Here is a 23897-nt window from a genome sequence, read left to right as displayed (position 1 = left end):
CAAAAAAAGCTCCAAATCGGAGCTTCATTGTATTTAGAATATGGTCCTTGTGAGAACTATTCGTTCACATGACTCACTGAAAGGCGTAGAATCGTCTCATGCGGTAAAATAACACGTGGATTGTCCACATTTTCCTTCTTCATTAGCTTAGTCAACAAACGCATTGCAACCGCCCCCAAATCATACATAGGCTGAGCCACTGTCGTAAGCTGTGGGCGTACCATAGAAGCCATGTGAATGTTATCCACACTGATGATAGAGAAATCGTCTGGTACTTTAAGTCCTTCGTCCTGAATACTATGAATAGCTCCAATAGCCATTTCATCCGTTGCAGCAAATATTGCTGTTGGCTTCTTCTTAAGCCCTAAGAAATATTTCATAGCTTCAACACCAGACTCATAACGGTAGTTACCGATTCGAACCCAGTCCTCTTGATATTCAATACCCGCTGTTTCAAGTGCCTTCTTATATCCCTGGAATCTTGAATAACCGTTAGCTGGATCTTGAAGTGTACCGCTAATCATGCCGATTTCACGGTGACCATGACGGATTAATGTGTTTACTGCATCAAATGCAGCAGTCTCATGGTCTATGTCAACAGATGGGTAGTTACCATTATCATCTCTCGTTGCACATAACACGATAGGTACAGCAGAAGATTGGAAAGCATGAATATGTTCTTCTGTTACGGTTCCGCCCATGAACAGCAATCCATCTACCTGTTTCTCCAATAAAGTGTTAATGACACGAATTTCTTTCTCTTTCTTCTTGTCCGCATTACACAGAATGATATTGTAATGGTACATGTTTGCAATATCCTCGATACCTCGAGCTATTTCTGCAAATATAGAGTTTGAGATGTCCGGTATTACGACACCCACAGTCGTTGTCTTCTTACTTGCAAGACCTCTAGCCACTGCATTGGGTCGATATCCTAAACGTTCAATTGCTTCAAAGACTTTTTTGCGAGTCTGAGGCTTCACGTTGGGGTTGTTGTTTACAACCCTCGAGACCGTGGCCATCGATACGCCTGCTTCACGCGCCACATCGTAAATGGTTACCGTCAATTTCTTTCTCTCCAATTGTCAATAAATTTTTTCGATTCGATCAATCATATTAAAATTAATGATACGACATAATAATACTTTAAGCAATGATAACGCTTCATTTCTAATGCAATTGTTCTTTCAGTGCATCAGAAGTAATATGAGAATGAGAAGTATGCCAAGATGGCTTACCAGCATGAAGTAAAATGACTTGAGGAGATTCATGTTTAATACCGACTATAGAAGCAGCTTCATTTGACAATGCTCGGTCTTCAACTACATAAATAATAGCATACTCAATAGACTCGTTAGGTTGATCCTTCAAGTAAGACATAACCTCTTCATTAGCCCTACTACTTATAGGACATCGAGTGCTATGCTTAAAAATAAGTAAAGGCTTGTCTCCTGATGCTTCTAATGCGGATTGTAACTGCTCATTTGTAGTTAGTCTAGTCATTGTAGCCATTCGATATACTTACCTCCTCCATCAATGTAATCTTTTCATTTCTTTTCACTATCGTAACAAAAACCGCGAAAAAAAGCTATTATACCGCATAAAATCAGCTATATTTCATGAAAAAATAATCAATTTCTTCCTAATTTCGACAATAAGCCCGAAAGTTGCATCAGTCGTTGCCGAAGATTGTCCATCCATTTGAGATCTTCCATACTTTCTGCGTACCTGTACAAATCCAGTAATAGATTCGTTCGATCATGAATCGCTTCTTTCACTGCTTTCTCTATAGCTTTACAACAGTTAGATTCCTCTTGTGAGAACACCTCGTGAATAACATGTGATAGCTCATTAAATTCGGTAAAAGAAACTTTTCTCTTACTTGGATGTTTCCCCAATTCATTCATGTACTCCGCTAGTACATTCTTAATGGGTGGTAAAAGAAAATAGGCAGCACAATCCTCACATGTACGAACAGGAACATGAAGAATTTCAACTGCACCGGCATATACAACCGTTCGCAGCTCCAGCTTCATCTGTTGGCCACATTCACATTGTTGACTCATTACAATGCACCCCATTTATTATGCTTGTTTCCTCCATATTCGACTTCCGATGTCCTAATTCCTCCATCCTGGATATCAGATCAGATAGTTTAATTTTCAGAGAATCTATTTTATTCATACAGCTCCAATGATTATAGGTATATATTTTGATAGAATGAATAGGAACAGGTTAAACTATAACCATAATAAGAATAGAATGGAGATGCTACAGATGAGATTAACGGGTAAGAAAATCATTGCTCTTGTGGATGAAGACTTCGAAGATTTGGAATTGTGGTATCCGATCTATCGAGCGCGCGAAGAGGGTGCTATTGTTCACCTTGTAGGATCCGAGCGAGGTAAAACATATATCGGTAAATATGGCGTCCCCGCCATTAGTGATTATGCTTATGAAGAAGTAGAGAGCGCAGACTATGATGCCATTCTCGTACCCGGAGGCTGGGCACCAGATAAACTACGCAGATATGATAAGGTCATTACTCTGGTACAGGAAATGAATGAAGCACAGAAGCCCATTGGGCAAATATGCCATGCAGGCTGGGTACTTATCTCGGCTAAGATTCTGAATGGCGTGACAGTCACCTCAACACCTGGAATTCGAGATGATATGGAGAATGCAGGAGCGATTTGGAAGGATGAATCCGTCGTTGTTGATGGGCATATTATATCAGCACAAAGACCCCCAGATCTTCCGCCATACGGCAAGGCATTCTGTGATGCAGTAGCTGGAAAGTAACTAAGAAGTTTAGAATTCATTTCCAAACAAAAATAAGCCTCCATGTACATTCCAACAGAAATGTACACGGAGGCTTAACTTTATTCATCCTTAATCTTTAGCCATCGATCGACTACTGCCATGGGATTCATGATATTGATTTAGAATTCCTTCTATTTCAGAATTCGTACGCATCTTGAAACATTCCTTAGCAACCTTACGATCATCGATAGCCGTAGTATTTAATAAACGATGTTTGATTCGAAGTAATGATTGTGGAGACATACTTAAATCGTTCACGCCTAGCTCCAACCATAATGGAATCGCGCGTTCATCTCCTGCCATCTCACCACAGACACTTACCGGAATATTTGCCGAATGCGCGGCTTCAACAGTCATTCTAAGCATTCTTAATATCGCTGGGTGAAAAGGATGATACATATGAGCAATCTGCTCATTCATACGATCTACAGCCAATACGTATTGCACTAAATCGTTGGTTCCTATACTGAAGAAATCACTTTCTTCGGCAAGTAAATCAGATATCGTTACTGCAGCAGGTACTTCAATCATGATACCAATCTGTATATTGGCATCATAAGCCACCCCTCGTGCATCTAGTTCAGTCATGGCTTCTCGTACAAGGCTTCTAGCTTGTCTCACTTCATCGACAGACGAGATCATCGGAAACATAATCTTAACATTCCCGTATGCACTGGCTCGCAATATCGCACTTAATTGGGTTTTGAATAATGGCTTACGATCAAGACTAATTCGGATAGCACGATACCCTAGAAAGGGATTATCTTCTTCCGGCAAAGAGAAATAATCAAGCTGCTTATCTCCACCAATATCTAGCGTTCGAATGACTACGGAACCCCTCACGACTTGCTCAGCTACGCGGCGATAAACTTCAAATTGCTCATTCTCACTTGGAAAAGTTGTTCTGTCCATATAAAGGAACTCTGTTCTGAACAATCCAACTCCTGTAGCCCCGAACTTTAATGCTAAGTCCATTTCTTTAACTGAACTTATATTGGCAGTAAGATGAACCTTTACACCGTCTTTAGTGATCGCGTCTACAGCTGAGAGCACTTGTAGTTGATCTTTCTTCAACTGTTGCTTTTTCCGAATTCCCGCATATTGCGCTACCGTAGTATCATTGGGGTGAATGTGCACATGTCCTTGGTCCCCATCAATAACAAGTAAATCTCCCGTCTGGATAGGAGTCTCAAGCTTATTCTCAAGGCCCGATACCAGTGGGATTCCCATCGCGCGTGCCATGATAGCTGAATGAGAGGTCCTACCACCAACTAAGGTTACAATCCCTAGAACATGTGAAGGATTTAGATGTACCAATTGAGACGGCGAAAGTTCTTTAGCCACTAGTATATAAGGTTGAGTATCCACCGGAAGTGTAATTTCAGGCGCACCAAGTAAGTGCTTTAATAATCGGTTACCCACATCTTTAATATCTATTGCCCGCTCTTTCATATACTCATCATCTAACAAGTCAAACATCGTGACAAAGTGGTCAATCGCTTCTTTCACCGCGACTTCGGCTGCTTTATATTGACGTTCAATAATGCCTTGAATTTCATTCATAAACACGGGATCTTCTAGAATTGCGAGGTGGGCATCAAAAATACTTGATTCTTCCCCTCCAACAACCTCTTTGAATTCATTCCTGATGAACACTATCTCATCTCTAGAAGTACGGATACCTTCATAGAGCCGTTCAAATTCTTTGGCTAAATCAACAGAATCCATTCTAGATTCGGGTAGATCCCATTCCCAACTTGGAAGAACAAATGCTTTACCTATTGCTACGCCTGCCGCAGCGTTGATACCTTGTATCATGATTCAAACCCTCCAACATTCCTGTCGTGTAGAACAACAGACATTACGGATGCCTGCCCTTTTTTAACACCTTTAAAAGGAGCAAAGCTCCAAGATCTCACGCGTTCTGGATTAGTAATCACCATAGGTGTGACTAGTGAAGCAGCATGGCTGCGAAGATAAGGTAAATCAAATTTAATAAGCAATTGCCCTGGAATGACATTGTCCCCTTCTTTAACCATAGCTGTGAAATATCCACCCTTCAATTGAGAAGTATCTATTCCGATATGAAGCAGTACCTCAAGCCCCTCTGGCGTAGAAATACCAAGTGCATGCATCGTTGGGTATATATGAATAACTGTTCCATACACGGGTGATACGAGTTCATCTCGTTCCGGTAGAAAGGCTACACCATTACCAACTAATTTAGCCGCAAAAATCTGATCTGGCACTTCTTCGATTGGAAGCATAATACCCTGTACAGGCGCATTAAACATCACTTGCTGCAGATCTCTCTGCATCAACTTGTTCACTTCTTCACGAATGAGCTCAGAGTACGTACCGAATACAACTTGCACATTACCGCCACCTAGTTTGATCAGCCCTGCCGAACCTAACGATTTCAGTCCGTTGCTATCGATCAACCTATCATTCTTAACCGTTAACCTAAGACGAGTAATACACGATTCAACTTGCACAATATTTGACTTCCCGCCAAGTGCCTCCAGGATAAGCGGTGCTTGGTAAGGAATACTTCCCACCCAATCTTCCAATACGGACCCTTCTTCTCGCCCAGGTGTAGGAATCTGAAATCTTCGGATAGCCCACCTAAATAAAAAGTAATAGATCAGTCCATATCCAACTCCAATAGGAAGCAACATCCATGCATTGTGAGACAAATGAAAATTGAGTATGTAATCAATAACCCCTGCTGAATATGAGAAGCCATGGTGGATGCCTAAAGCATATGTAAGTGACATGGCTAAGCCTGACAAGACAACATGTACAATGAATAGATAAGGAGCAACGAATAAGAATGCGAACTCAATCTGCTCGGATACTCCTGTCAAAAAACAGACTAAAGCAGCTGTCAAAAATGTCTTTTTAATCTTCGGCTTAAGATCCTCACGAGCCTCATGCGTAATCGCCAAGGCAATACCTGGTAATGCAAACATCATAATCGGAAATAACCCCGCCATGAAAACTCCAGCCGTAGGATCACCCGCGAAATATCGGGGTAAATCACCTTGAATAACTGTTCCATCAGCTGCGGTAAATGTTCCCACTTGAAACCAGAATACATTATTCAACAAATGATGTAATCCAAATGCAGTTAGAATTCGGTATAACATGCCATACACGAATAATCCAAATCCACCAAGCTGTGTCATAATAAACGTTAGTTCGTTAAGACCCCTCTGTAAGAGAGGGGCGATTCCAACCATTGCCCACGAGAACACAGCCGAAAAAAGTCCAACAATCAATAGAACAAATCGTGACCCTCCGAAAAATTGGACAATTTCCGGAAGTTTAATATTTCGAAATCGGTTATACGAGACCCCTGATATGATCCCAAATATAATCCCGATTAACGTTGAAGGTTGAATATCACCATTCCCTAGATGACCGGTCACTTGATCGTAGACAAACATTCCAGCCAATGCTGCAAGACCCGCTGGTCCAGCTTGATTGGCAAGTCCCCAGGCTACCCCAACAGCAAATAGGTATGGTAAAAAGTAAAAAATAGCTTGCCCCGCCCATGTACTTACTTCAGCTACAGATGAAAGTCCCCAAGCTTCCCAAGGTAGACTTCCGATACTTAACAGAATAGCAGCAGAAGGTAGCACCATTGTAGGGAGCATGACTGCTCTACCGAGCTGTTGTAAAGATCCCAACCAATTCAAGGTACACTCCCCTTTCTGCATAGTGTTCATGTAAATGTAAGTCTACACGTATGTATATTGAATGGTAAGCGTTACTAGTCATTTTGTCAAAATAAAAAGCCACCGAACAAGCCATGTGGAGTGCTTGCTTGGTGCTTCTCAATTGATGAACCGTATACTTATTCTTTTTTATCCCGATTTCCTAGAATCATTGCATCCTCTACCTTAATGCATCGATCCATAATAACGGTTAAACCATTCTCTTCAGCAATCTTAGCTGCTTCATCACTTATAATACCTTGTTGTAGCCAAAGTACCTTGGCTCCGATGTCTACGGCTTCTTGTGCTACTGCCGCGCAATATTCACTACGCCGAAAGACGTTGACAATATCTACTGGCTCAGCAATATCCTTAAGTGATGAATAACAGACCTCACCAAGTATTTGCTCATCCTTAGCTACTGGGTTGACGGGAATAATCCGGTAACCTTTCTTTTGCATCGCATAAGCAACCATATAAGAAGTGCGATCTGATTGATCAGATAATCCTACCACCGCAATATTGCCGGCATTCTCCAGAATTTCTCCAATTTGTTCACGAGTCGGATTCGTAAATGACATCCTTCATTCCTCCTCTTCTTCTAGCGTATTATAAAGTACCTGTTCAAAAAACAGACTATTCAGAACAATCTCTAAATAGTCTCTTAATTCTATTGTACCCATTCTACCTGTGCACCAAGCGCCCGAATATGGTCAAAATACTGCGGGTAAGACTTAGCCACATGATGAGCATCCTTAATAATAATAGGCTTCTTGGAACGGAGTCCCACAATACTAAGAGCCATAATGACACGATGGTCGTAATGAGCGTTAATCTCTACGCCACCTTCAACGCCTTCTGGCCGACCATGTACAATGATTTCTGCTTGGCGTTCTTCCACATTAGCGCCTGCTTTACGAAGCTCATTTAAATAATCAGTAATTCGGTCGCACTCTTTGTAGCGTAGATTCTCCACATTATAGAAACGCGAGGTTCCTTCTGCGAACACGGCTGCAGCTACCATCGCTAGCACGGCATCCGTAGCAGCATCTCCATCGAATTCCACTGCCTTTAAGCGACCGTTTCCTTGAACACGCACAATGTCGTTCTCATGGGTAAGTGGAACCTCCATCATTTTCAACACATCAATAATGGCGCGTTCTCCTTGTTTACTAAATACGGGTAAGCGTTCAATTACGACATCAGATTGTGTAACGGCTGCCGCCGCAAGAACGGCTGCCGATCCAGGATAATCGCCTTGAACCGTATATGTTTTTGCTTGATAAGACTGTCCTCCAGGCACTCGAAAATGCATATAATCCTCAGAAGCATGTATCACGATTCCTGCTTGCTCAAGCACCTCAAGCGTCTGACCGATCACGACTTTAGATTTCAGGTCATCCAACACCTCAATTTCACTATCTTCTGCTAATAGTGGTGTTAGGAAGAGAAGTGCACTTAAATATTGAGAGCTAACCGCTCCAGATACGCTTATCTTACCGCCTTTAGGCTTACCACCTCGAATGGTTATCGGCAACCGTCCGTTGTTGTGATCAACTTCAACACCTAACAATCCAAGCGCTTCTATTAAATCATCATGAGGTCTCTTCCCTAATGAATCAGGATACGTATTCACAAAAGTAACCTCTGGACACAAAGTGGCAATCCCCATCAGAAAGCGCAATACTGCCCCGGCATTACCTACATTAAGTTCTTTAATATCCTTGGGGTGTCTGCCAAAGCCAGTAATGACAGCTTTCTCTTCATCCTCTTCTAGAACAGCACCTAAATCCTGTATACAGCGTCTCATAGCATCACTATCTTCACTATGTGCAGGATAATAGATTGTACTTGTTCCTTCCGCCAATGCTGCTACAAGTAAATAGCGTGTTGTATAATTTTTGGAAGACAAAGCCCCAATGCTACCCTTTAATTCCGGTGTCGGTCTAACGATAACGTCCATAGTGATATATAGCTCCTCTTCAACAGTTATATAATAGAATTTCAAACTTACGCATACAATCTCGCCCTCAGAATCAAGCTTAGACGCGGTAACGCGCTAAAATCAAAGAAGCTACTTCTTCCGCAGAATGCTTCGATGTATCCACGGTGTAGTCTGCAAACAAATACGCATTCTTCCGTTCTTCGAGTATTGTACGAACTCTGTCCTCTGGATGATCTGCAAGTAATGGTCTTACTCCATCACCTTGAACACGCGCAACAATATCATTCACTTCTGCAGCTAATGCTACGACCCATCCTAGTCTTTGCATGTACTCACAATTCAGTGGATCGAGCACCGCACCTCCGCCTGTTGCAATCACCTGCTGTGTGCCTGTCAACACCTGCTGTAGCATGGATGACTCTGCTTGTCGAAAGTAGGCCTCACCATGGTTGGCAAACATACTAGCGATACTACATCCTTCTTCCTGCTCTACAGCAGCATCTAAGTCTACCAATGGATATCCAAGCTGCTCTCCAAGCAAGCAACCTACGGTGGATTTACCCGTCCCCATCATTCCGATCAGGATGATATTATCTTTGGATTGATTCAAAGTTTCACCTCTTAATCTAGCTATCCTTTAGCTTTCATTATCATTTCATTGGTCATATCATAACACAGCCCCAAAAGCTTCGACAATCATCCAAAAAGTGATTCAATTATAGCTATCATTTCATATACTAAAGGAACACGATATTTAGTAGAGAGTTATTCAGATTAATAGAGAGGAGTGAACCATCTGTTATGTCATATATAGAATCTACATTCAACACCATTTCACATCGTATGCACAGGATCTCTGACCCCAGTCATGTATTATGTCGCGATGATATCATTTGGGTATTACATTACGTACAACAAAAAGTGGCCCAGGAAGACCCAGCCATGCTGGACCTCTCTAAGCCACGCTTGTTACACATTTTCCAATATTACGGTGAGGTGACCCTGCTGCTACTGAGCAGGTCTTGGCCAAATCATCTTGACCAAGATACAATGCGGTCATGCCTAATGGAAGTTATGCATGGCCTTGTCCCCTCTTCTACACACTCAGAACCTCACATTTAAATCAAGAACTATTCTTTCATCCAATTATAGTGGAAAGAACCTTCTTTATCTAAACGTTGGAACGTATGAGCACCGAAGTAATCGCGTTGCGCTTGAAGCAAGTTGGCAGGCAATCTTTCTGTACGATAGCTATCAAAGTATGCAAGTGCACTTGCGAACCCAGGAACTGGGATACCTCTTGTTACAGCAGTAGCAATCGTTTGACGCCATGCGCCTTGATATTTACTTACAACATCATTAAAGAATGGATCTAGCAACAAGTTTTTAAGCGCTGGATTCTTCTCATACGCATCGGTAATGTTCTGAAGGAAACGGGAGCGAATGATACATCCACCACGCCAAATTTTGGCGAGTTCACCGTATTTCAAGTCCCAACCATATTCGTCGGAAGCGACACGAAGCTGCGCAAATCCTTGCGCATACGATACAATTTTACTTGCAAATAGTGCTTTACGAATGCTCTCGATGAACTCAGCCTTGTCACCTTGGAAAGGCTCCACTGTTGGTCCATTCAATATTTTACTTGCTTCAACGCGCTCTGCCTTCATAGCTGAAAGGAAACGTGAGAAGACGGATTCAGTGATCATTGACAATGGTACGCCTAAATCAAGTGAGCTTTGGCTTGTCCATTTACCTGTTCCTTTTTGACCCGCAGCATCCAAGATAACATCCACCATCGGTTTGCTAGTCTCTTGATCATATTTAGAGAAGATATCAGCAGTGATCTCGATGAGATAACTATCCAATTCCCCTTTGTTCCAGTCCGTGAAAATTTCATGCAATTCTTCTGCGTTTAGGTGCAGTACATCCTTCAACAGATGATAAGCTTCGCCTATTAACTGCATATCTCCATACTCGATACCATTATGAACCATTTTGACATAGTGTCCTGCACCGTCTGGTCCGATATATGTACTACAAGGTTCGCCGTCAATTTTAGCAGAAATAGCTGTAAGAATCGGTTGAACCAACTCATACGCACTTTCTTGACCCCCTGGCATGATCGAAGGACCTTTTAGTGCTCCTTCTTCCCCACCAGAAACTCCTGCACCAATGAAACGGAATCCTTTGTCTTCTAGTTCTTTACTGCGACGTTGTGTGTCCGGGAAGTAAGCGTTACCCCCGTCAATGATGATGTCACCTTGATCAAGATACGGTAGCAACTGTTCGATCGTTGCATCGGTAGCCTTACCCGCTTGTACCATGATTAGAATTTTGCGTGGAACTTCAAGAGACTCCACGAATTCCTCAACGGAAAAAGCCCCAATTAAGTTCTTACCTTCTGCTTCTTTAAGAAGATCATTCGTTTTCTCAGGAGAACGATTGTACACAGATACTGTAAAGCCCTTACTTTCAATATTCAGAGCTAAATTTTTGCCCATTACAGCAAGTCCAATGACACCAATCTGTTGTTTAGCCATCTGGTTTTCTCATCCTTTACTCCGTTTTTTTGTTTATCATTGATACACAATACATATATATTAACGTTTTTATCGTTAGAAGTGAACCCCTGTTATTAATTCCTCACATGAATAAACACCCCGCACCGAGCCGAGGCGTTTATCTCAAGAGACTCTTTTAGTGTAAACCAAAGTCCTTCTCACCATTCAAGCATCAGCAATTCACGACTAATGATACTAAGCTGATCTTTACACTGTTTGATTGTTTCAGTATTATTACTTTGTATCGCTTTGTACATTTTCTCTAGCTCATCGTCCATTTCAAGACGCCGTAACTTAAGCCGCAAATCTCCTTCATTTGAATAATACATCCCCGTCATCTCTTGTTCTGTTAGAACAGGGCCTTTCTGAAATAAAACTCTTTGTTGATAACCCGAAATTTCTACCAACTGGATCACTTCTCCGAACAATATATTTTCAATTAGAATTTGTCGATCTTTAAATCGTTTTACCACTGCGTGTCCACGCGTATTCTCAATCAGCTTCTCCATCCACTCTGCAAGCCGAGCATCACGAATAATATAATCTCCAACCATTTTGTAACCACTGCGTGTTCTCACAAAGCGTAGCTTAACCAATTTACGCCCTGTTCTTACCGAAATAATAAATAGAGCTTCATTCTCACTCCAATAAAGAGAGTAGCCTTCTTGGATCAGTTCCTTAATCAAGTCTTGAATATTCCGTCTTTTAAATCGAAGCTCCAGATTGCTGTATTCCACTTCATAGCTCTTATTCACGGCACTCCCCCCTAAGACTTGATTGTTGTGAAAAGATAACACTGATTTTGAGACGTGACATGACCCACTGAGTTCGGTTTTGCTTACTATTCATTTTATACTTTATCTTATGTAAGGGTAACTTGGTTTATTGACTATTTTTACCCTTTTCTTAGCTTTTCCAAACCTGTCCTCTCTAATTTATGACCAGATTCTTCAAATATGATTCCTTGGACAAGTCTATGATATAATGATGAAAGACAAAAAGGCGTTGCATTTGCAGCGCATGAATAGGAGATATAAATATGTCATTCACAGGATTTAACCAACAAGACTTTGATGTCTTTCAAGTACCCGGATTAGAACAACGAATGGAAGCGTTGATAGCCAATGTACGACCTAAACTTGAGCTACTTGGCACAGAAATCGCTCCTTATCTATCCGTACTCTGTGGCGAAGAGATGTATCCTCATGTCGCCAAACATGCGCGACGTACAGTTAATCCACCTAACGATACATGGGTAGCTTGGGCTGCTAACAAAAGAGGATATAAAGCACTCCCCCATTTCCAAGTAGGGATGTTCTCGTCTCATCTATTTATTATTTTTGCTGTCATATATGAAAGCTCAAATAAAACCATATTCGCCAAAAATTTAGAAGCCGATAAGAACAGATTCAAAAAAATAATTCCCGACCAGTACTATTGGTCCATGGATCATATGGAACCAGAAGGTAAGCTGAACGGAGATACATCCATAGAAGATCTGCAAGTCATAGCCACCAAATTAGCAACGGTTAAAAAATCAGAAATTTTATGTGGTCTCCGCATCTCAAATGACGATTCTATTCTGGGTAACGGCGAACAACTTATATCTCTCATCCAATCTACATTCGAGAATCTGCTTCCACTCTACAAACAATCCTTCAGTTAATGAGCTCCATTGGCAGATTTCCGGGTCAACAACAAGTGAGTAATGAACAGTAAACTCATAACCACACTACTTGTGATGAATGGGGCAGCATGCCCCATGACATCCCACATTCCCCCTGATACAATCGGACCTACAACCATGCCAGACCCTTGTAGAGTTAAGAAAAAGCCCCACACTGCACCCCGTTCACCTTTAGGTACCAAATGTGATATGAACGTATTCCATGCAGGTAGAATAAAAGCATAGCTAATTCCGATCAAAGCGACGAATACAAATACAAGCGACATCGATTTAACCATGGAAAAGATTGCGATAGATATGGCTGCCAGGATAAAACCAGTGTGTAGAAAAGGCGCTGTCCCGAATCGATCAACAAGCTTACCACACGGTATAAGCGCAACAACCGTAATTCCTCCACCCGCTATTAACAGAATACTATACATATTTGGGCTAAAATGAAGATCGTTCTGTACGTACAATGTAATGACAGGTGTCATCAATCCAATGACAAATGATTGCATAAACAAGGCCGGATAAACGAGCCAACTAACTTTCAAGGTGTGCTTCACTTCATGTAACGTTTTCTTCACACTATTCACAAGCTTCAATATCTTAGACGCTACAAAAGCCAGTGCATTACGATGCACGATTTTCTCCTCGAGCATTTGTGGTATTCCATTTTTATTACGACCAGGAAGCAGTAATGCAACGAGAACAAGTACGACACCACAACCAATTAAAGATAAGAAAGCAGTGTGATAGTTAGAACCTGTACGCTGCATCAGAAAGTTCATGATGAGAGGTCCCGCTCCAATGCCTGCAAGTGAAGCCATCTCAAGAGCACCAATCGCTGTACCATTACTATTATTCGGGCCTGATATTTCCGTAGCACCTGTCATAGCACAGGGCCAAAGAGGGGATGTTCCAATCCCTAAGATTAAACAAGCTATTGCCAGCCAGATGGGAGCAGATGTGAAGGCAATAATGGTAACAGCAATGACCGTTAGTAACAGCGCTCCTGACATCGTCTTACGAAAACCTAAACGTTCGGAAATCCAGCCAGCCGGACTGCGGAACAGATTATCCCCTACATATTGCAGTGAGAAGGCTATCCCGATACTCCAAGCTGTTAATCCAAGGGAATTCTTCATATACACGGGCAATAATGTCACGAGTAAGGAACCTTTCAGAAATTCTACCAAGAAGATAATAAGCATCAGTTCGATAAAAAAAGGAGATCTCAATCGTCGTCTAACGACCTTCACCTCTTCATTATGCTGCATTCCTTGCGTCATCTTTATCCCATCCTTTTTCTATTCAGAAGATCTTTAACTAAAGTATCCCCTCAACCTATGTCTTCTATAAAAATTAACAATTGATGAGGGGTTGTCTTAAGTTCATTCTATCTATTATATAAATTACCCATATTCCGAATAAGTTTCACACACCAAATAGATTAAACTAAAACTTGCATTCCCCACCTAATTTGCTATACTCATGTTTGTATTTCAACTGAAGAAAGGTTGTGACAACACTCATGGATCATAGCTCCACACCGCTTTTTACTGCGCTCAAAAAACACGCGGCAAGTAATCCCGTACAGTTTCATATTCCTGGACATAAAAAAGGTAAGGGTGCCGATAAAGAATTCCGCGAATTCATAGGGGATAATGCCCTTTCAATAGATTTAATTAACATTTCTCCACTCGATGATCTGCACCAACCTACAGGTGTTATTGAAGAAGCACAGATATTAGCCGCTGATGCATTCGGTGCAGACTATACCTATTTTAGTGTACAAGGTACAAGCGGCGCAATCATGACGATGATTCTATCAATATGTTCTCCTGGTGACAAGATCATCGTTCCACGTAATGTACATAAATCGATCATGTCAGCGATCATATTTGCTGGAGCTAAACCTGTATTTGTCTCACCAGCACATGATTTGAACTTAGGAATCGACCATGGTATTACCACTAGCTCTGTCAGAAGAGCTCTTGATCGCCATCCAGATGCCAAAGCAGTTCTTGTCATCAATCCCACCTACTTTGGTGTATGTGCAGACCTTAAAGAAATTGTGGAACTAGCTCATAGTCGTCACGTTCCAGTACTTGTAGATGAAGCACACGGCGTACTAATACACTTTCATGAAGATCTTCCAGTCTCCGCTATGGAAGCGGGTGCTGATATGGCCGCTACTAGTGTTCACAAATTAGGTGGATCGATGACGCAAAGCTCTGTTCTTAATCTAAATGTGAAGAATGGATTTGTGAATCCACAACGTGTACAGACCATCATTAGTATGCTAACAACGACGTCAACTTCTTATATCCTTCTAGCTTCACTGGATACCTCCAGACGTAATTTAGCGATAAATGGACATGAAATGGCTCAAAAGGCCATTGAATTGGCACAGTACGCGCGGACAGAGATCAACCAAATTGAAGGTCTCTATTGTTTCGGAACTGAAATCCTTGGTGGAGAAGCGACTCACAACTATGATCCAACTAAACTAACGATTCATGTTCGTCATTTAGGAATCACGGGGTATGAGACTGAGAATTGGCTACGAGAGCATTACAACTTGGAAGTTGAGCTCAGTGACATGTACAATATCCTTTGTCTGGTCACACCTGGTGATGAACAGGATACGATAGAGATATTATTGAATGCCTTACGCGAAATGTCTGCAACCTATTATCAAGTTAACTCAGCCCATGAGCTCGTTATCAAAATTCCAGAAACACCGCAGCTTTCTCTCATTCCTAGAGATGCTTTTTACGGAGATACCGAAGTCATTCCATTCAAAGAATCTGCTGGCCGGATTATCGCAGAATTTATTTATGTATATCCACCAGGAATCCCAATTCTACTGCCCGGTGAAGTCATCTCACAAGATAACATTGACTACATCATTGATCATGTTGAAGTTGGCCTTCCAGTTAAAGGACCTGAAGATCGTTATATCCATAATGTTAAAGTCATCGTAGAGACCGACGCCATATTCTAACATCAACTTTGGATAAATAACGATAACGATGTCGTCCCCAGTGGACGGCATCCGTTTACTATTAAGTGTTGGAAAGCATATACTTTCTTAATATTTGGGATACAAAAAGAAGCACTGTATATACAGTGCTTCTTTTGTATCCGATTATGAGTTAGAATGTCATCTATTCTTGCTGTGCTACAAGCACATTATATACTTCTTCAACAGACTTCCACTCTTCTTCGTCTTCAATATTATACAGTGCCATTTCCTCGTTCTCTTCTTCCATCCGCAGGATGATACCATCCGCTTCTGGGTTCTCACGTTCTAGCAGTAGAGCATAGACCTTCTCGCCTACATCAAAAGTCTCTACAAGAACCATTTCCACGTCATTGCCTTGCTCATCTGTCAATGTAATGACAAACTCTTCATGCTCATGGTCTTGCTCATGATCATGACCGCAACCGCATCCATCGTCGTGTTCATGTGTGTGATCAGTCATTTAAAAACCTCACTTCTGGTTGGATTATCATACTTTTGTATCGTATCACGGAAGACTGTGGAGGTCAATTTGAACACGGTATCCTAGTGCTATTGACCTTCCATATCCATTTTCACTATCCTTAATTCAGAGCTGTAATGATTTTTTGAGCGACCAGTTGGTATTCAGCATTCTTGGAAGCCTTTATGTAGAACCCTATAGAGTATTTCCCAGTAGTTTTGAAATCGTAGGTGAAATCATACGTTCTGAACCAGAAATTATCTTTCTGATCACTACTTAAATCCTGTGATTGAATGTCTAGCATGCTACCTGAGGGATCTGTAATGGCAACCTTCACGCTAGAAATATTCGAAGTTAATCCATCTACTTGAGAGAACACATTGAACTTCAACTTCCCCTTATTTACATTCCCAAACACAGTATCTCCTTTGAAGAGGAAAATATGTACGTTGGGTTTCAGGAATTTCACTTCATTATTCTCTGAACTCCAATCTACAACCCCATTAAATTCACGAATGGGAACATAGGTCTTTCCATTAATCATATATCCGCCGTCTTGAACTTCTTGGCCATTAATCCACAAGCCTACCTTCTGGGAAACCGAATCAGCAAACAGAAGTGATCCGCCCATCAAAGATAATACAAGTGTGCTTATTATTACTTTCTTCCATCTCATTATTCATCCCCCTTTCATTCGTGTTGTTATTGTATATACTACAAGTTAAATCGCAAGTTGCGGTGTTCTTGGTATTCATTAGAAAAAAACCTGCATAAATTGCCCAGCAGGCTTTATAGCTCCACATTTATGAACTTATTTTCGTAAGAATACACGGTATGCCTTTACCCAATGCCCCGGGAATTCTCATTCGTGCAGCATATTCCATACCTGCGGAGCATGGTGTTTTACATACTTCGCACACTTCCGAAGTCACAATTTTCAACCCTCTTCTTGTTTTTTCTCCTTTGGCTTGACCGGGCTTCTTGCTCTTAGCTTTAACCATTAATGACACCTCATTTCCTCATCTGATGCCTCCCTCCATTGTATGGAAATTGAATCAGTTGGGAACTATTAGGTCATATCATATTCTGGAATAATGTGCCTGACACGAATCTCTTATCAATGGTATATTTAATACATAGGACAAGGAGGTTACACCGTTTGAGCATACAACTACAGATGTTAGGAACAGGCAGTGCTTTTGCTAGACGTTATTTCAATAACAACGCTCTATTATACGACGACGAGTTCACACTATTGATTGATTGTGGTGTAACTGCACCGATGGCGCTACACCAATTAAATGTTTCTTTTGATGACATCGATGCCGTATTGATCACCCATATTCACGCAGATCACGTCGGTGGACTTGAAGAACTGGCCTTCACTATGAAATTTAAATATAAGCGTAAAATGATTCTATATATTGCCGACACACTCATCGACACCCTATGGGAACATACCTTAAGGGGTGGGTTGTACCAAGATGGTGAAATCATGACCTTGGAGGATATCTTCATTATTAGACCCCTGTCCCCCGGTCAAGCACAGTTCATATCTAATCAGATCACCCTTGAAATGATACCAACTGAACATATCCCTGGTAAAAAGAGTTACTCTCTCTATGTGAATGAACATATCTTCTATAGTGCTGATATGACGTTTAGTTCGTCCTTACTTGCCGAGTTGGTACACAATAGAGCATGCAATGTCATCCTCCATGACTGCCAACTAACAGGACCTGGCGAAGTACATACAACACTGCAAGAGTTATTGACGCTACCCGAGGACATCCAACGAATCATCTATCTCATGCATTACGGAGACAATAAGGATGAATTTGTCGGTGCAACAGGGTTAATGACTTTTTTAGAGCAGCATCTTATTTATGATTATCCTTGAAATTGAAACAAAAAAGCAGCTTCAAAGTACCCAAAAGGCACTTTAAAGCTGCTTATTCATGGTAACTTATTCGAAACGAGGAAGTTGGTCTAGATTATTGGTAGGATCTCCATCCGCGTCTCCACGAATATATAACTCGCCATCTCGACCTTTAAATAAATTAACTCCCGCGATATTCCCTGCATTTACTTCCTCTTTAGCTTGTGTATAATCCAATACGCGACCTGATGAAGTGCGAAAAGCCGTCAGATCTCCATCACCATTCTTCTGTACAGCAACGAATTGCTCACGTTCTACATTTTCCATAGATATCACTCCTCTTTAGTCCATGTAATACCTTTGTTTATCTCAAAGGTTATATCTATGGTTCCCAATAGAAGGATTTCGATGCATGATTTCAATACAACAAAAAACTATAAAGCCTTCTTCATCCTTACATGGGGAATACCAGCATCATCAAAAGGTTCCTCTGAGATCACTTCGTAACCTTGTTTACGGTAGAACGTTTCCGCCTGACACTGGGCATCAAGCAGAGCATAATGCATTCCCAATTCCCGTGCCAGATTCTCCATGGCTATCAACAATACTCTTCCAAAACCTTTTGTCCGATAATCACGATCTACCGCGATTCTTTGCATCTTGGCCGTATCGTCATCATAATATATCAACCGTCCTGTAGCGACATATTCACCCTGATCTTGGATAAGAATGTGATGTACATCTGGACTAATCTTGTCATATTCATCAATTTCTAATTCAACCGGTACTTGCTGCTCTACTACGAATACCTTCTTCCGTATATCCAGACCATACTGTAGCTGGTCCTCCGTCTTCACATGGATTATCTCTGCAGCCATTTATCTATTCTCTCCTTCACGTCTCTTTCTAGTTGTTCCATGAGTCTTCAAATGTCATCCGATTATTATACAAAAAAAATAATTTCATGTATAGTTGAGTAAATTCACAATGCTCTCTAATAGAAGGAGCCAACATCATGGGTGTAACTATTTTCCTTGTTGTTCTAATGAGTGTGATCCTCATCTTCTCTTTCTTTTACGTTACCAAAAAAGGGTATTCACGTAAATGGGATGAAGAAGAATAAAACATCAAGGGCCACCATAAACTTACTGGCGGCCCTTGATGTTGTAGTTATGGAAGCGAAATTTCATCTGTGGAGTAGACCTCATCTATGACCGAATCTGAGTACACTTCTTCCATTACAGGTGTATTATGCGAATCTAGCATTTGTAACTCAGTGGTTGTTGATTGTTCCTGCTCCAAAGCGCAGCCGCTAAGCATAATAATAACGCTCATGCTCATCCCCACTACCACATACCAACTCTTAATCTTCGGCATATCACACCACTTCCTTTTTGCGAATGGATATACCAAGCATTCTAGACTCTTTTACCCATGTTTAAACCTAGATTCCTCAGGATGACGCTTATTCACCTCAAAAGTATTGACACCTACCCAAAGGGCTGATATGATTGAAAAAGTCTTTGGAAAACAAGAGTAGATAGATAAATTACATATTCTGATCTGTTAGCTCAGCGGGAGAGCACTATCTTGACAGGGTAGGGGTCACTGGTTCGAATCCAGTACAGATCATCCATATCACACTCATTAAACCCTTATTATATAAGGGTTTTTTCTTTTTATACGATCCTGAGAAGAGCATTCAAAATAGAATATTTTTGAACTTGGGGACGGATTGGGGACGAAATTTTGAGGTGAATTTCATACAATAGGGCAATCATATGGGAGAATCATGAAGGAGTCATAAGCTCGTTGTCGAAGTTTATATTTGAGGTGACTTATTATATGAAGAATGAACTACATATAGCTGCAGGAAGTAATCAGGTAGTAACTATAAAGCTCCATAGTGACGAGGTAATCAACGGAGTGGCGGAAGTATCTACTGATCCCGAACGTGCTAAGGTGCGAACTACTAAGGGTCCTGTATGGATTCCTTACAAGGATATAGAAAACATACACCGTATTGCTCAGATACTACATTAGAAGAGATCACATTGGCGTTATGCCTTCGTGGTCTTATTTACTGCTTTTCCTTACCTTAACACAAAAAAAGACTCTACCAGTTTATATACCAGTAGAGCCTTTTGTATGTTATTAAAAGGGGTTATCTATATATTAGAGGATGAACCTTAAAGGGATATTATTTTGAAGTTAGAATAGATAAAAGCTCCGTTAGCTGCATATTATTCTGCTAGTCACTAATACATTACACGCATTAGGTTCTAATTCTAGAAAGCATTAAGGTATATAGTCGTTCCCCAATTAAATATTTTAATTTTTGTTTATTTCTGTAGAATGCATTCTCAATTATATCTGGTCTTGAGACTATTAAAAGTTCTAACATTTTTTTTAATATCACAAAAGTTTTAGTGATAGTTGAAGATAAAGTATCCTCATCAAAATCATCGTTATTTATGATATCTACATAATACATTTGTACAGTTGTTTTTGCCTTTGTATTACTGTGAACATATAAACAAGATTCATCGTATTCATTCGCAATAAAATCTATAATAATTTGACTCTCCACAGTATTTCCATACTTTTTTTTCATAGATCGAAAAAGTTGATTAACCCCCATTTCATCATTATCCTCAAGATCAAGCATTGAACGGTGATAGTTTTCAATAAAGGATCTAAAAATATAATGATACTGCCTCACTGATGTGCCAGTCAAAGAATGTAAAATAGATATAATATCAAATATCAAACTGTTTTTATAGTGACTATCTTCATGATTATTAACTATCGATTTCATAGCGATAATATACTTAACAACCGCCTGTAATTCAATAGTATTTGGAAATTGTTTTGTCGACTGTAATAAAGAAAGAAATTTAACTACCTCTTCCTTTATTTCTTCCAGGTGATCAACCTTTTTAACCAACTCTACCATTTTCAAAGCCCTTCAAGCCAAGTTTTCATTTTATCGTTGGCATCTTTCTTTTTTGGTTTCTTTTTCACACTAGAAATATTATCTAAAGTAGTTTCAGTATTATTTTTATTTAGGTACTCTATGATTCTACCTTTAATTACTTCAAGTTCTTCACTATTTTTATATTTAATCTCTTTAGTAATCCTAGCAACGATTAATGTTCGCGATCTCATAACATATGGAAGAAAGTCAATTCCAAAAACCTCTGTCAAGAAATAGGATATGTCTTGGTTTTTTTCAAAGGCTTGTTTAGAATATAATAACGCAACACTTGCTCCAAATAAGTCTATAATATCTGAATCCTTTTTTAATATTTTCCTTAAAATTAATTCATTTTCGTTAATGGGAATACTCATAACTATTCTCCTTTATCTATACGACGCAACAATTCTTTAGATACCATCTCAATATCTTCTCTAGATTTTTTATAATTCGATGAAATATTGCCTTGTAAGCCTACCATTAAATCCTTAACAAATGAAGTTTGTGCATCAAAAATATCAATTTCTTGTACCAATGAAGATTCCTCGAAAGCCTCCATTACTCTTTGGGATTTTAGAGTCATACTATCTACCATTGTGTATACAATACCAAGAGGTTTAATTTTTAAATCTTCATCATATGCCAGCCTATCAATAACTTGCTTCAGCAATTTTATACCTAAAATTGAGTATCTATCAATACGATTTGGTACCAAATAGTAATCTGATGCATTTAAGGCTGCATCTGTATAAAAAGAAATCGTTGGTGGGCAGTCAATAAAAATGAAGTCATATTTCTCTTTAAGTTTATTGTCTAAAATGAACCTTTTTACTCGTCGAGTTCTTGCGCTATCATTTTGATTATCATCAAAAATCAAATCAATATTACCACATATCAAATCAATATTTGGCGAATGTTCAAAATTCACAACAACATCTTCGGGCTTTACTAGCTTAGGTAATTCTGAAATTGTTGTAGGTGACTCAAACAATTTTCTCACGCTTTTATTCTTTCTGTAGTTTTCCATATACTCATCTTCTAGATCGAAATGGTTCATTAAAGACTGTGTGGTGTTAAATTGAGGATCCAAATCTATGAAAAGGATTTTCTTTCCTGCATGATCAGCCAGGTATTGTCCTATTCCTATACATAGCGTTGTCTTTCCAACCCCTCCTTTCATATTTATAAACGAAATAACCTTACCATTTTTAATTTCATTTTCGCTTTCCATTATGTAAATCCCCCTAATAATTCTATATTATTAATATGTTAAGCTGATATGTACATGGTAAATATAACACCTGTAACTTTATAATTCTATACATTTATTTACAAAAAATAGCCCCACCGACCGAAGTCAGCAGGGCATATTTCCAAGCTCTTACGAATTTACTTATCGATTGATGCAGTCTTACTTTTATTGTCCCATCCTACCTTCGCCCCTAGCGCTTCCCCTACTGCGCGTAACGGTACATATGCACGGCCATCTAGGATAAATCCATCTTCTATTTTACTACCGTTCACATATACCTTGGCTGTGTCCAATGCATTCTCTCCTTTCTCAGCATTAATAGGGATGTCAGCCTTATTAAATAACTCCAACTCCGCTTTACGCCTCCGCACCAACCCTGCTAGCACATTACCACCAGCCTTGTCATACTTGGCGATACTTGCGGAGATCTGTGACAATGTACGCCCTTTGCATAAGCTCCGTAAGTTGCCAGCTCCACAGTTATAGCAAAAGCTCACCAGTGCATCAAATTGATTTTGCGTGAGTTGCGTTGTTACCGGGACATATGATGTGTTGTTGACATATGCCTCGTATTTGGCAAGATCGATTACAAGCATACTGTCTGCCTTTGCCTGTGTAATGGTCATGCCCGCTTTAACGTCAGACCCATAATGCCCCCAACCAATTGTGTAATATGTCTCGGTTGCAACTGGTTTGTACGCTATGAGTCGGCAGCCCTCGAATGATTTGATTAGATCGATGCCTGTTTGCGATATTTTGCGACTCATTTACTCATCACCACTCTTTCTAATCTGTTTGACTAACTGGTTACCGTACACAGCGAATGCACCACACAACACACCTTGAATAAGCGACTCAGGAACAAAACCAAGCATCCAGATCGCAAGCCCCACAGCAACCAACGTAACGACGTAGATAATAATCCAGTCTGGTACCTTCGGGGTCTTTTTAAGCGCGAATCCAATCGCCCAACATGCCGCAACCACAATGAGTAACTTTATATCTATTAACTGATAAATAGCATTCCATTCCATATAATATGCACTCCCTTTGATTTAGTAGATTACAAACTACCCATTTTAATAGCCGTTATTATAGTAGCCATCACAATTGCTATAGCAGCGCCGCCAATTGTGCGCCACAACCACTTCTGATTATCTTCAATCTCATCAAGCCGTCGGTGCGCTGATTTAGTAGACTGTAACGCTTCTTTGGCAATGTCTTTAGCGTACAGTTGAGCGTCCAACTTTGTTTCTACTCGAGTCAACCGTTGCAGTATTTCTGTAGTTTCATCCATACAACTTCCCCCGATTCCGTTAATCAAAAATAGCCCCCAAAGTTATGAGGGCATAAAAAATACACCATCTAAGGTGCTGTTGAAGTTGCGTATAATATTCTAACTATTCAGCATCAATTAAAAATTCAAGTCCGCTATCTACTAAAACATCACGTACTCCTGGTTGAAGTGAAGAAGGAATCTCATTGAATTTAGTTTTGCCCAAGATTACTCTTTGCGCGAAGAACATTGCCATCATGACGTCACCTCCCTTCAGCATTGAAATAATCCAATATATAGCC

Annotated in this window: 29 protein-coding genes and 1 tRNA gene; 6 read left to right on the top strand and 24 right to left on the bottom strand. The window is 40.3% G+C overall.

Annotated features, from left to right (window positions below; all coding sequences use genetic code 11):
• Positions 1-56 precede the first annotated feature (56 nt).
• From ccpA to J2T13_RS18135, 3 genes are all read right to left on the bottom strand, one after another.
• A complete protein-coding gene (gene ccpA / locus J2T13_RS18145) occupies positions 57-1067 on the bottom strand; it encodes a catabolite control protein A (RefSeq protein WP_429373782.1) in 1011 nt (336 codons plus the stop codon).
• A 103-nt stretch (positions 1068-1170) separates the two neighbouring features.
• Positions 1171-1512, bottom strand: coding sequence for a bacillithiol system redox-active protein YtxJ (gene ytxJ / locus J2T13_RS18140; RefSeq protein WP_429373772.1), 342 nt, complete (start codon positions 1510-1512; stop codon positions 1171-1173).
• Positions 1513-1631: 119 nt separating this feature from the next.
• Positions 1632-2066: a hypothetical protein gene (locus J2T13_RS18135; RefSeq protein ID WP_429373771.1), complete on the bottom strand. Its 435-nt coding sequence runs from the start codon at positions 2064-2066 to the stop codon at positions 1632-1634.
• A 211-nt stretch (positions 2067-2277) separates the two neighbouring features.
• Here J2T13_RS18135 and J2T13_RS18130 point away from each other — a divergent pair, with 211 nt between their 5' ends.
• Positions 2278-2802 carry a type 1 glutamine amidotransferase domain-containing protein gene (locus J2T13_RS18130; RefSeq protein ID WP_429373770.1) on the top strand — a complete coding sequence of 175 codons (525 nt, stop codon included), beginning with the start codon at positions 2278-2280 and terminating at the stop codon, positions 2800-2802.
• Positions 2803-2892: 90 nt separating this feature from the next.
• On the opposite strand, the gene ptsP is transcribed toward J2T13_RS18130, so the two are convergent.
• From ptsP to J2T13_RS18095, 7 genes are all read right to left on the bottom strand, one after another.
• On the bottom strand, positions 2893-4641 hold the full coding sequence (gene ptsP, locus J2T13_RS18125; protein WP_429373769.1) for a phosphoenolpyruvate--protein phosphotransferase: 1749 nt from the start codon (positions 4639-4641) through the stop codon (positions 2893-2895).
• The gene (locus tag J2T13_RS18120) at positions 4638-6524 is read right to left on the bottom strand and encodes a glucose PTS transporter subunit IIA (protein WP_429373768.1); all 1887 of its coding nucleotides are present in this window, start codon (positions 6522-6524) and stop codon (positions 4638-4640) included. The genes ptsP and J2T13_RS18120 overlap by 4 nt, the downstream gene beginning before the upstream one ends.
• A 158-nt stretch (positions 6525-6682) precedes the next feature.
• Positions 6683-7123 (bottom strand): CoA-binding protein, encoded by a 441-nt coding sequence (locus J2T13_RS18115; RefSeq protein WP_429373767.1) that lies wholly within the window; start codon positions 7121-7123, stop codon positions 6683-6685.
• 89 nt (positions 7124-7212) lie between these two features.
• A complete protein-coding gene (aroA, locus tag J2T13_RS18110) occupies positions 7213-8505 on the bottom strand; it encodes a 3-phosphoshikimate 1-carboxyvinyltransferase (RefSeq protein ID WP_429373766.1) in 1293 nt (430 codons plus the stop codon).
• Positions 8506-8584: 79 nt separating this feature from the next.
• Entirely contained in the window at positions 8585-9097 is a 513-nt protein-coding gene (locus J2T13_RS18105; protein WP_429373765.1) for a shikimate kinase, read from the bottom strand.
• 520 nt (positions 9098-9617) lie between these two features.
• The gene (gndA, locus tag J2T13_RS18100) at positions 9618-11030 is read right to left on the bottom strand and encodes an NADP-dependent phosphogluconate dehydrogenase (RefSeq protein ID WP_429373764.1); all 1413 of its coding nucleotides are present in this window, start codon (positions 11028-11030) and stop codon (positions 9618-9620) included.
• Positions 11031-11209: 179 nt separating this feature from the next.
• Entirely contained in the window at positions 11210-11806 is a 597-nt protein-coding gene (locus tag J2T13_RS18095) for a hypothetical protein (protein ID WP_429373763.1), read from the bottom strand.
• Between the two features lie 284 nt (positions 11807-12090).
• Here J2T13_RS18095 and J2T13_RS18090 point away from each other — a divergent pair, with 284 nt between their 5' ends.
• Positions 12091-12717, top strand: coding sequence for a YktB family protein (locus J2T13_RS18090; RefSeq protein ID WP_429373762.1), 627 nt, complete (start codon positions 12091-12093; stop codon positions 12715-12717).
• Here J2T13_RS18090 and J2T13_RS18085 read toward each other — a convergent pair.
• Entirely contained in the window at positions 12714-14012 is a 1299-nt protein-coding gene (locus J2T13_RS18085; protein WP_429373761.1) for an MFS transporter, read from the bottom strand. The two genes, J2T13_RS18090 and J2T13_RS18085, sit on opposite strands and share 4 nt — an antisense overlap.
• 242 nt (positions 14013-14254) lie before the next feature.
• On the opposite strand from J2T13_RS18085, the gene J2T13_RS18080 reads away from it, so the two are divergent.
• Positions 14255-15730 carry an aminotransferase class I/II-fold pyridoxal phosphate-dependent enzyme gene (locus J2T13_RS18080; protein WP_429373781.1) on the top strand — a complete coding sequence of 492 codons (1476 nt, stop codon included), beginning with the start codon at positions 14255-14257 and terminating at the stop codon, positions 15728-15730.
• A gap of 163 nt (positions 15731-15893) precedes the next feature.
• On the opposite strand, the gene J2T13_RS18075 is transcribed toward J2T13_RS18080, so the two are convergent.
• The 3 genes from J2T13_RS18075 to J2T13_RS18065 form a co-directional block, all read right to left on the bottom strand.
• On the bottom strand, positions 15894-16211 hold the full coding sequence (locus J2T13_RS18075; protein ID WP_429373760.1) for a DUF1292 domain-containing protein: 318 nt from the start codon (positions 16209-16211) through the stop codon (positions 15894-15896).
• A 121-nt stretch (positions 16212-16332) separates the two neighbouring features.
• Positions 16333-16887 (bottom strand): copper amine oxidase, encoded by a 555-nt coding sequence (locus tag J2T13_RS18070; RefSeq protein ID WP_429373759.1) that lies wholly within the window; start codon positions 16885-16887, stop codon positions 16333-16335.
• 127 nt (positions 16888-17014) lie between these two features.
• Positions 17015-17212: a hypothetical protein gene (locus tag J2T13_RS18065; RefSeq protein ID WP_429373758.1), complete on the bottom strand. Its 198-nt coding sequence runs from the start codon at positions 17210-17212 to the stop codon at positions 17015-17017.
• Between the two features lie 158 nt (positions 17213-17370).
• Here J2T13_RS18065 and J2T13_RS18060 point away from each other — a divergent pair, with 158 nt between their 5' ends.
• A complete protein-coding gene (locus J2T13_RS18060; protein ID WP_429373757.1) occupies positions 17371-18111 on the top strand; it encodes an MBL fold metallo-hydrolase in 741 nt (246 codons plus the stop codon).
• Between the two features lie 66 nt (positions 18112-18177).
• Here J2T13_RS18060 and J2T13_RS18055 read toward each other — a convergent pair whose 3' ends face one another.
• The 3 genes from J2T13_RS18055 to J2T13_RS18045 all read right to left on the bottom strand — a co-directional run bounded on the left by J2T13_RS18055 (position 18178) and on the right by J2T13_RS18045 (position 19467).
• A complete protein-coding gene (locus J2T13_RS18055; protein ID WP_429373756.1) occupies positions 18178-18417 on the bottom strand; it encodes a DUF3892 domain-containing protein in 240 nt (79 codons plus the stop codon).
• A gap of 107 nt (positions 18418-18524) precedes the next feature.
• On the bottom strand, positions 18525-18968 hold the full coding sequence (locus J2T13_RS18050) for a GNAT family N-acetyltransferase (protein ID WP_429373755.1): 444 nt from the start codon (positions 18966-18968) through the stop codon (positions 18525-18527).
• A gap of 292 nt (positions 18969-19260) precedes the next feature.
• Entirely contained in the window at positions 19261-19467 is a 207-nt protein-coding gene (locus J2T13_RS18045) for a hypothetical protein (RefSeq protein WP_429373754.1), read from the bottom strand.
• 182 nt (positions 19468-19649) lie between these two features.
• Between J2T13_RS18045 and J2T13_RS18040 the strand changes: the two genes are divergently transcribed.
• Positions 19650-19726 (top strand) — tRNA-Val (locus tag J2T13_RS18040).
• A 209-nt stretch (positions 19727-19935) separates the two neighbouring features.
• Positions 19936-20133 (top strand): hypothetical protein, encoded by a 198-nt coding sequence (locus tag J2T13_RS18035; RefSeq protein WP_429373753.1) that lies wholly within the window; start codon positions 19936-19938, stop codon positions 20131-20133.
• Between the two features lie 232 nt (positions 20134-20365).
• Here the strand turns inward: J2T13_RS18035 and J2T13_RS18030 are convergent, their stop codons facing one another.
• The 7 genes from J2T13_RS18030 to J2T13_RS18000 all read right to left on the bottom strand — a co-directional run bounded on the left by J2T13_RS18030 (position 20366) and on the right by J2T13_RS18000 (position 23854).
• The gene (locus J2T13_RS18030) at positions 20366-21046 is read right to left on the bottom strand and encodes a hypothetical protein (RefSeq protein ID WP_429373752.1); all 681 of its coding nucleotides are present in this window, start codon (positions 21044-21046) and stop codon (positions 20366-20368) included.
• Between the two features lie 2 nt (positions 21047-21048).
• Positions 21049-21441 carry a hypothetical protein gene (locus tag J2T13_RS18025; protein ID WP_429373751.1) on the bottom strand — a complete coding sequence of 131 codons (393 nt, stop codon included), beginning with the start codon at positions 21439-21441 and terminating at the stop codon, positions 21049-21051.
• Between the two features lie 2 nt (positions 21442-21443).
• Positions 21444-22298 (bottom strand): ParA family protein, encoded by an 855-nt coding sequence (locus J2T13_RS18020; RefSeq protein ID WP_429373749.1) that lies wholly within the window; start codon positions 22296-22298, stop codon positions 21444-21446.
• Positions 22299-22456: 158 nt separating this feature from the next.
• Positions 22457-23086, bottom strand: coding sequence for a glycoside hydrolase family protein (locus J2T13_RS18015; RefSeq protein WP_429373747.1), 630 nt, complete (start codon positions 23084-23086; stop codon positions 22457-22459).
• Positions 23087-23353, bottom strand: coding sequence for a phage holin family protein (locus J2T13_RS18010; RefSeq protein WP_429373745.1), 267 nt, complete (start codon positions 23351-23353; stop codon positions 23087-23089).
• A 29-nt stretch (positions 23354-23382) separates the two neighbouring features.
• Positions 23383-23616, bottom strand: coding sequence for a hemolysin XhlA family protein (locus J2T13_RS18005; RefSeq protein WP_429373743.1), 234 nt, complete (start codon positions 23614-23616; stop codon positions 23383-23385).
• 103 nt (positions 23617-23719) lie between these two features.
• Complete coding sequence (locus J2T13_RS18000) at positions 23720-23854, bottom strand: hypothetical protein (protein ID WP_429373741.1); 135 nt, start codon at positions 23852-23854, stop codon at positions 23720-23722.
• Positions 23855-23897 lie beyond the last annotated feature (43 nt).

Source organism: Paenibacillus sp. DS2015 (assembly GCF_050433705.1).
Taxonomy (GTDB): Bacteria; Bacillota; Bacilli; order Paenibacillales; family Paenibacillaceae; genus Paenibacillus_AQ.
Note: the sequence above shows the minus strand (reverse complement) of the source record. Positions and strands in the feature narration are given on the sequence as shown.

Bases quoted from the DNA above. Each gene is read 5' to 3' on its own strand.
- ytxJ (WP_429373772.1), bottom strand. From the start codon at position 1,512: ATGGCTACAATGACTAGACTAACTACAAATGAGCAGTTACAATCCGCA.
- J2T13_RS18135 (WP_429373771.1), bottom strand. From the start codon at position 2,066: ATGAGTCAACAATGTGAATGTGGCCAACAGATGAAGCTGGAGCTGCGA.
- J2T13_RS18130 (WP_429373770.1), top strand. From the start codon at position 2,278: ATGAGATTAACGGGTAAGAAAATCATTGCTCTTGTGGATGAAGACTTC.
- ptsP (WP_429373769.1), bottom strand. From the start codon at position 4,641: ATGATACAAGGTATCAACGCTGCGGCAGGCGTAGCAATAGGTAAAGCA.
- J2T13_RS18115 (WP_429373767.1), bottom strand. From the start codon at position 7,123: ATGTCATTTACGAATCCGACTCGTGAACAAATTGGAGAAATTCTGGAG.
- aroA (WP_429373766.1), bottom strand. From the start codon at position 8,505: ATGGACGTTATCGTTAGACCGACACCGGAATTAAAGGGTAGCATTGGG.
- gndA (WP_429373764.1), bottom strand. From the start codon at position 11,030: ATGGCTAAACAACAGATTGGTGTCATTGGACTTGCTGTAATGGGCAAA.
- J2T13_RS18090 (WP_429373762.1), top strand. From the start codon at position 12,091: ATGTCATTCACAGGATTTAACCAACAAGACTTTGATGTCTTTCAAGTA.
- J2T13_RS18085 (WP_429373761.1), bottom strand. From the start codon at position 14,012: ATGACGCAAGGAATGCAGCATAATGAAGAGGTGAAGGTCGTTAGACGA.
- J2T13_RS18080 (WP_429373781.1), top strand. From the start codon at position 14,255: ATGGATCATAGCTCCACACCGCTTTTTACTGCGCTCAAAAAACACGCG.
- J2T13_RS18075 (WP_429373760.1), bottom strand. From the start codon at position 16,211: ATGACTGATCACACACATGAACACGACGATGGATGCGGTTGCGGTCAT.
- J2T13_RS18070 (WP_429373759.1), bottom strand. From the start codon at position 16,887: ATGAGATGGAAGAAAGTAATAATAAGCACACTTGTATTATCTTTGATG.
- J2T13_RS18065 (WP_429373758.1), bottom strand. From the start codon at position 17,212: ATGGTTAAAGCTAAGAGCAAGAAGCCCGGTCAAGCCAAAGGAGAAAAA.
- J2T13_RS18055 (WP_429373756.1), bottom strand. From the start codon at position 18,417: ATGGAAAATGTAGAACGTGAGCAATTCGTTGCTGTACAGAAGAATGGT.
- J2T13_RS18050 (WP_429373755.1), bottom strand. From the start codon at position 18,968: ATGGCTGCAGAGATAATCCATGTGAAGACGGAGGACCAGCTACAGTAT.
- J2T13_RS18045 (WP_429373754.1), bottom strand. From the start codon at position 19,467: ATGCCGAAGATTAAGAGTTGGTATGTGGTAGTGGGGATGAGCATGAGC.
- J2T13_RS18035 (WP_429373753.1), top strand. From the start codon at position 19,936: ATGAAGAATGAACTACATATAGCTGCAGGAAGTAATCAGGTAGTAACT.
- J2T13_RS18030 (WP_429373752.1), bottom strand. From the start codon at position 21,046: ATGGTAGAGTTGGTTAAAAAGGTTGATCACCTGGAAGAAATAAAGGAA.
- J2T13_RS18025 (WP_429373751.1), bottom strand. From the start codon at position 21,441: ATGAGTATTCCCATTAACGAAAATGAATTAATTTTAAGGAAAATATTA.
- J2T13_RS18020 (WP_429373749.1), bottom strand. From the start codon at position 22,298: ATGGAAAGCGAAAATGAAATTAAAAATGGTAAGGTTATTTCGTTTATA.
- J2T13_RS18015 (WP_429373747.1), bottom strand. From the start codon at position 23,086: ATGAGTCGCAAAATATCGCAAACAGGCATCGATCTAATCAAATCATTC.
- J2T13_RS18010 (WP_429373745.1), bottom strand. From the start codon at position 23,353: ATGGAATGGAATGCTATTTATCAGTTAATAGATATAAAGTTACTCATT.
- J2T13_RS18005 (WP_429373743.1), bottom strand. From the start codon at position 23,616: ATGGATGAAACTACAGAAATACTGCAACGGTTGACTCGAGTAGAAACA.
- J2T13_RS18000 (WP_429373741.1), bottom strand. From the start codon at position 23,854: ATGATGGCAATGTTCTTCGCGCAAAGAGTAATCTTGGGCAAAACTAAA.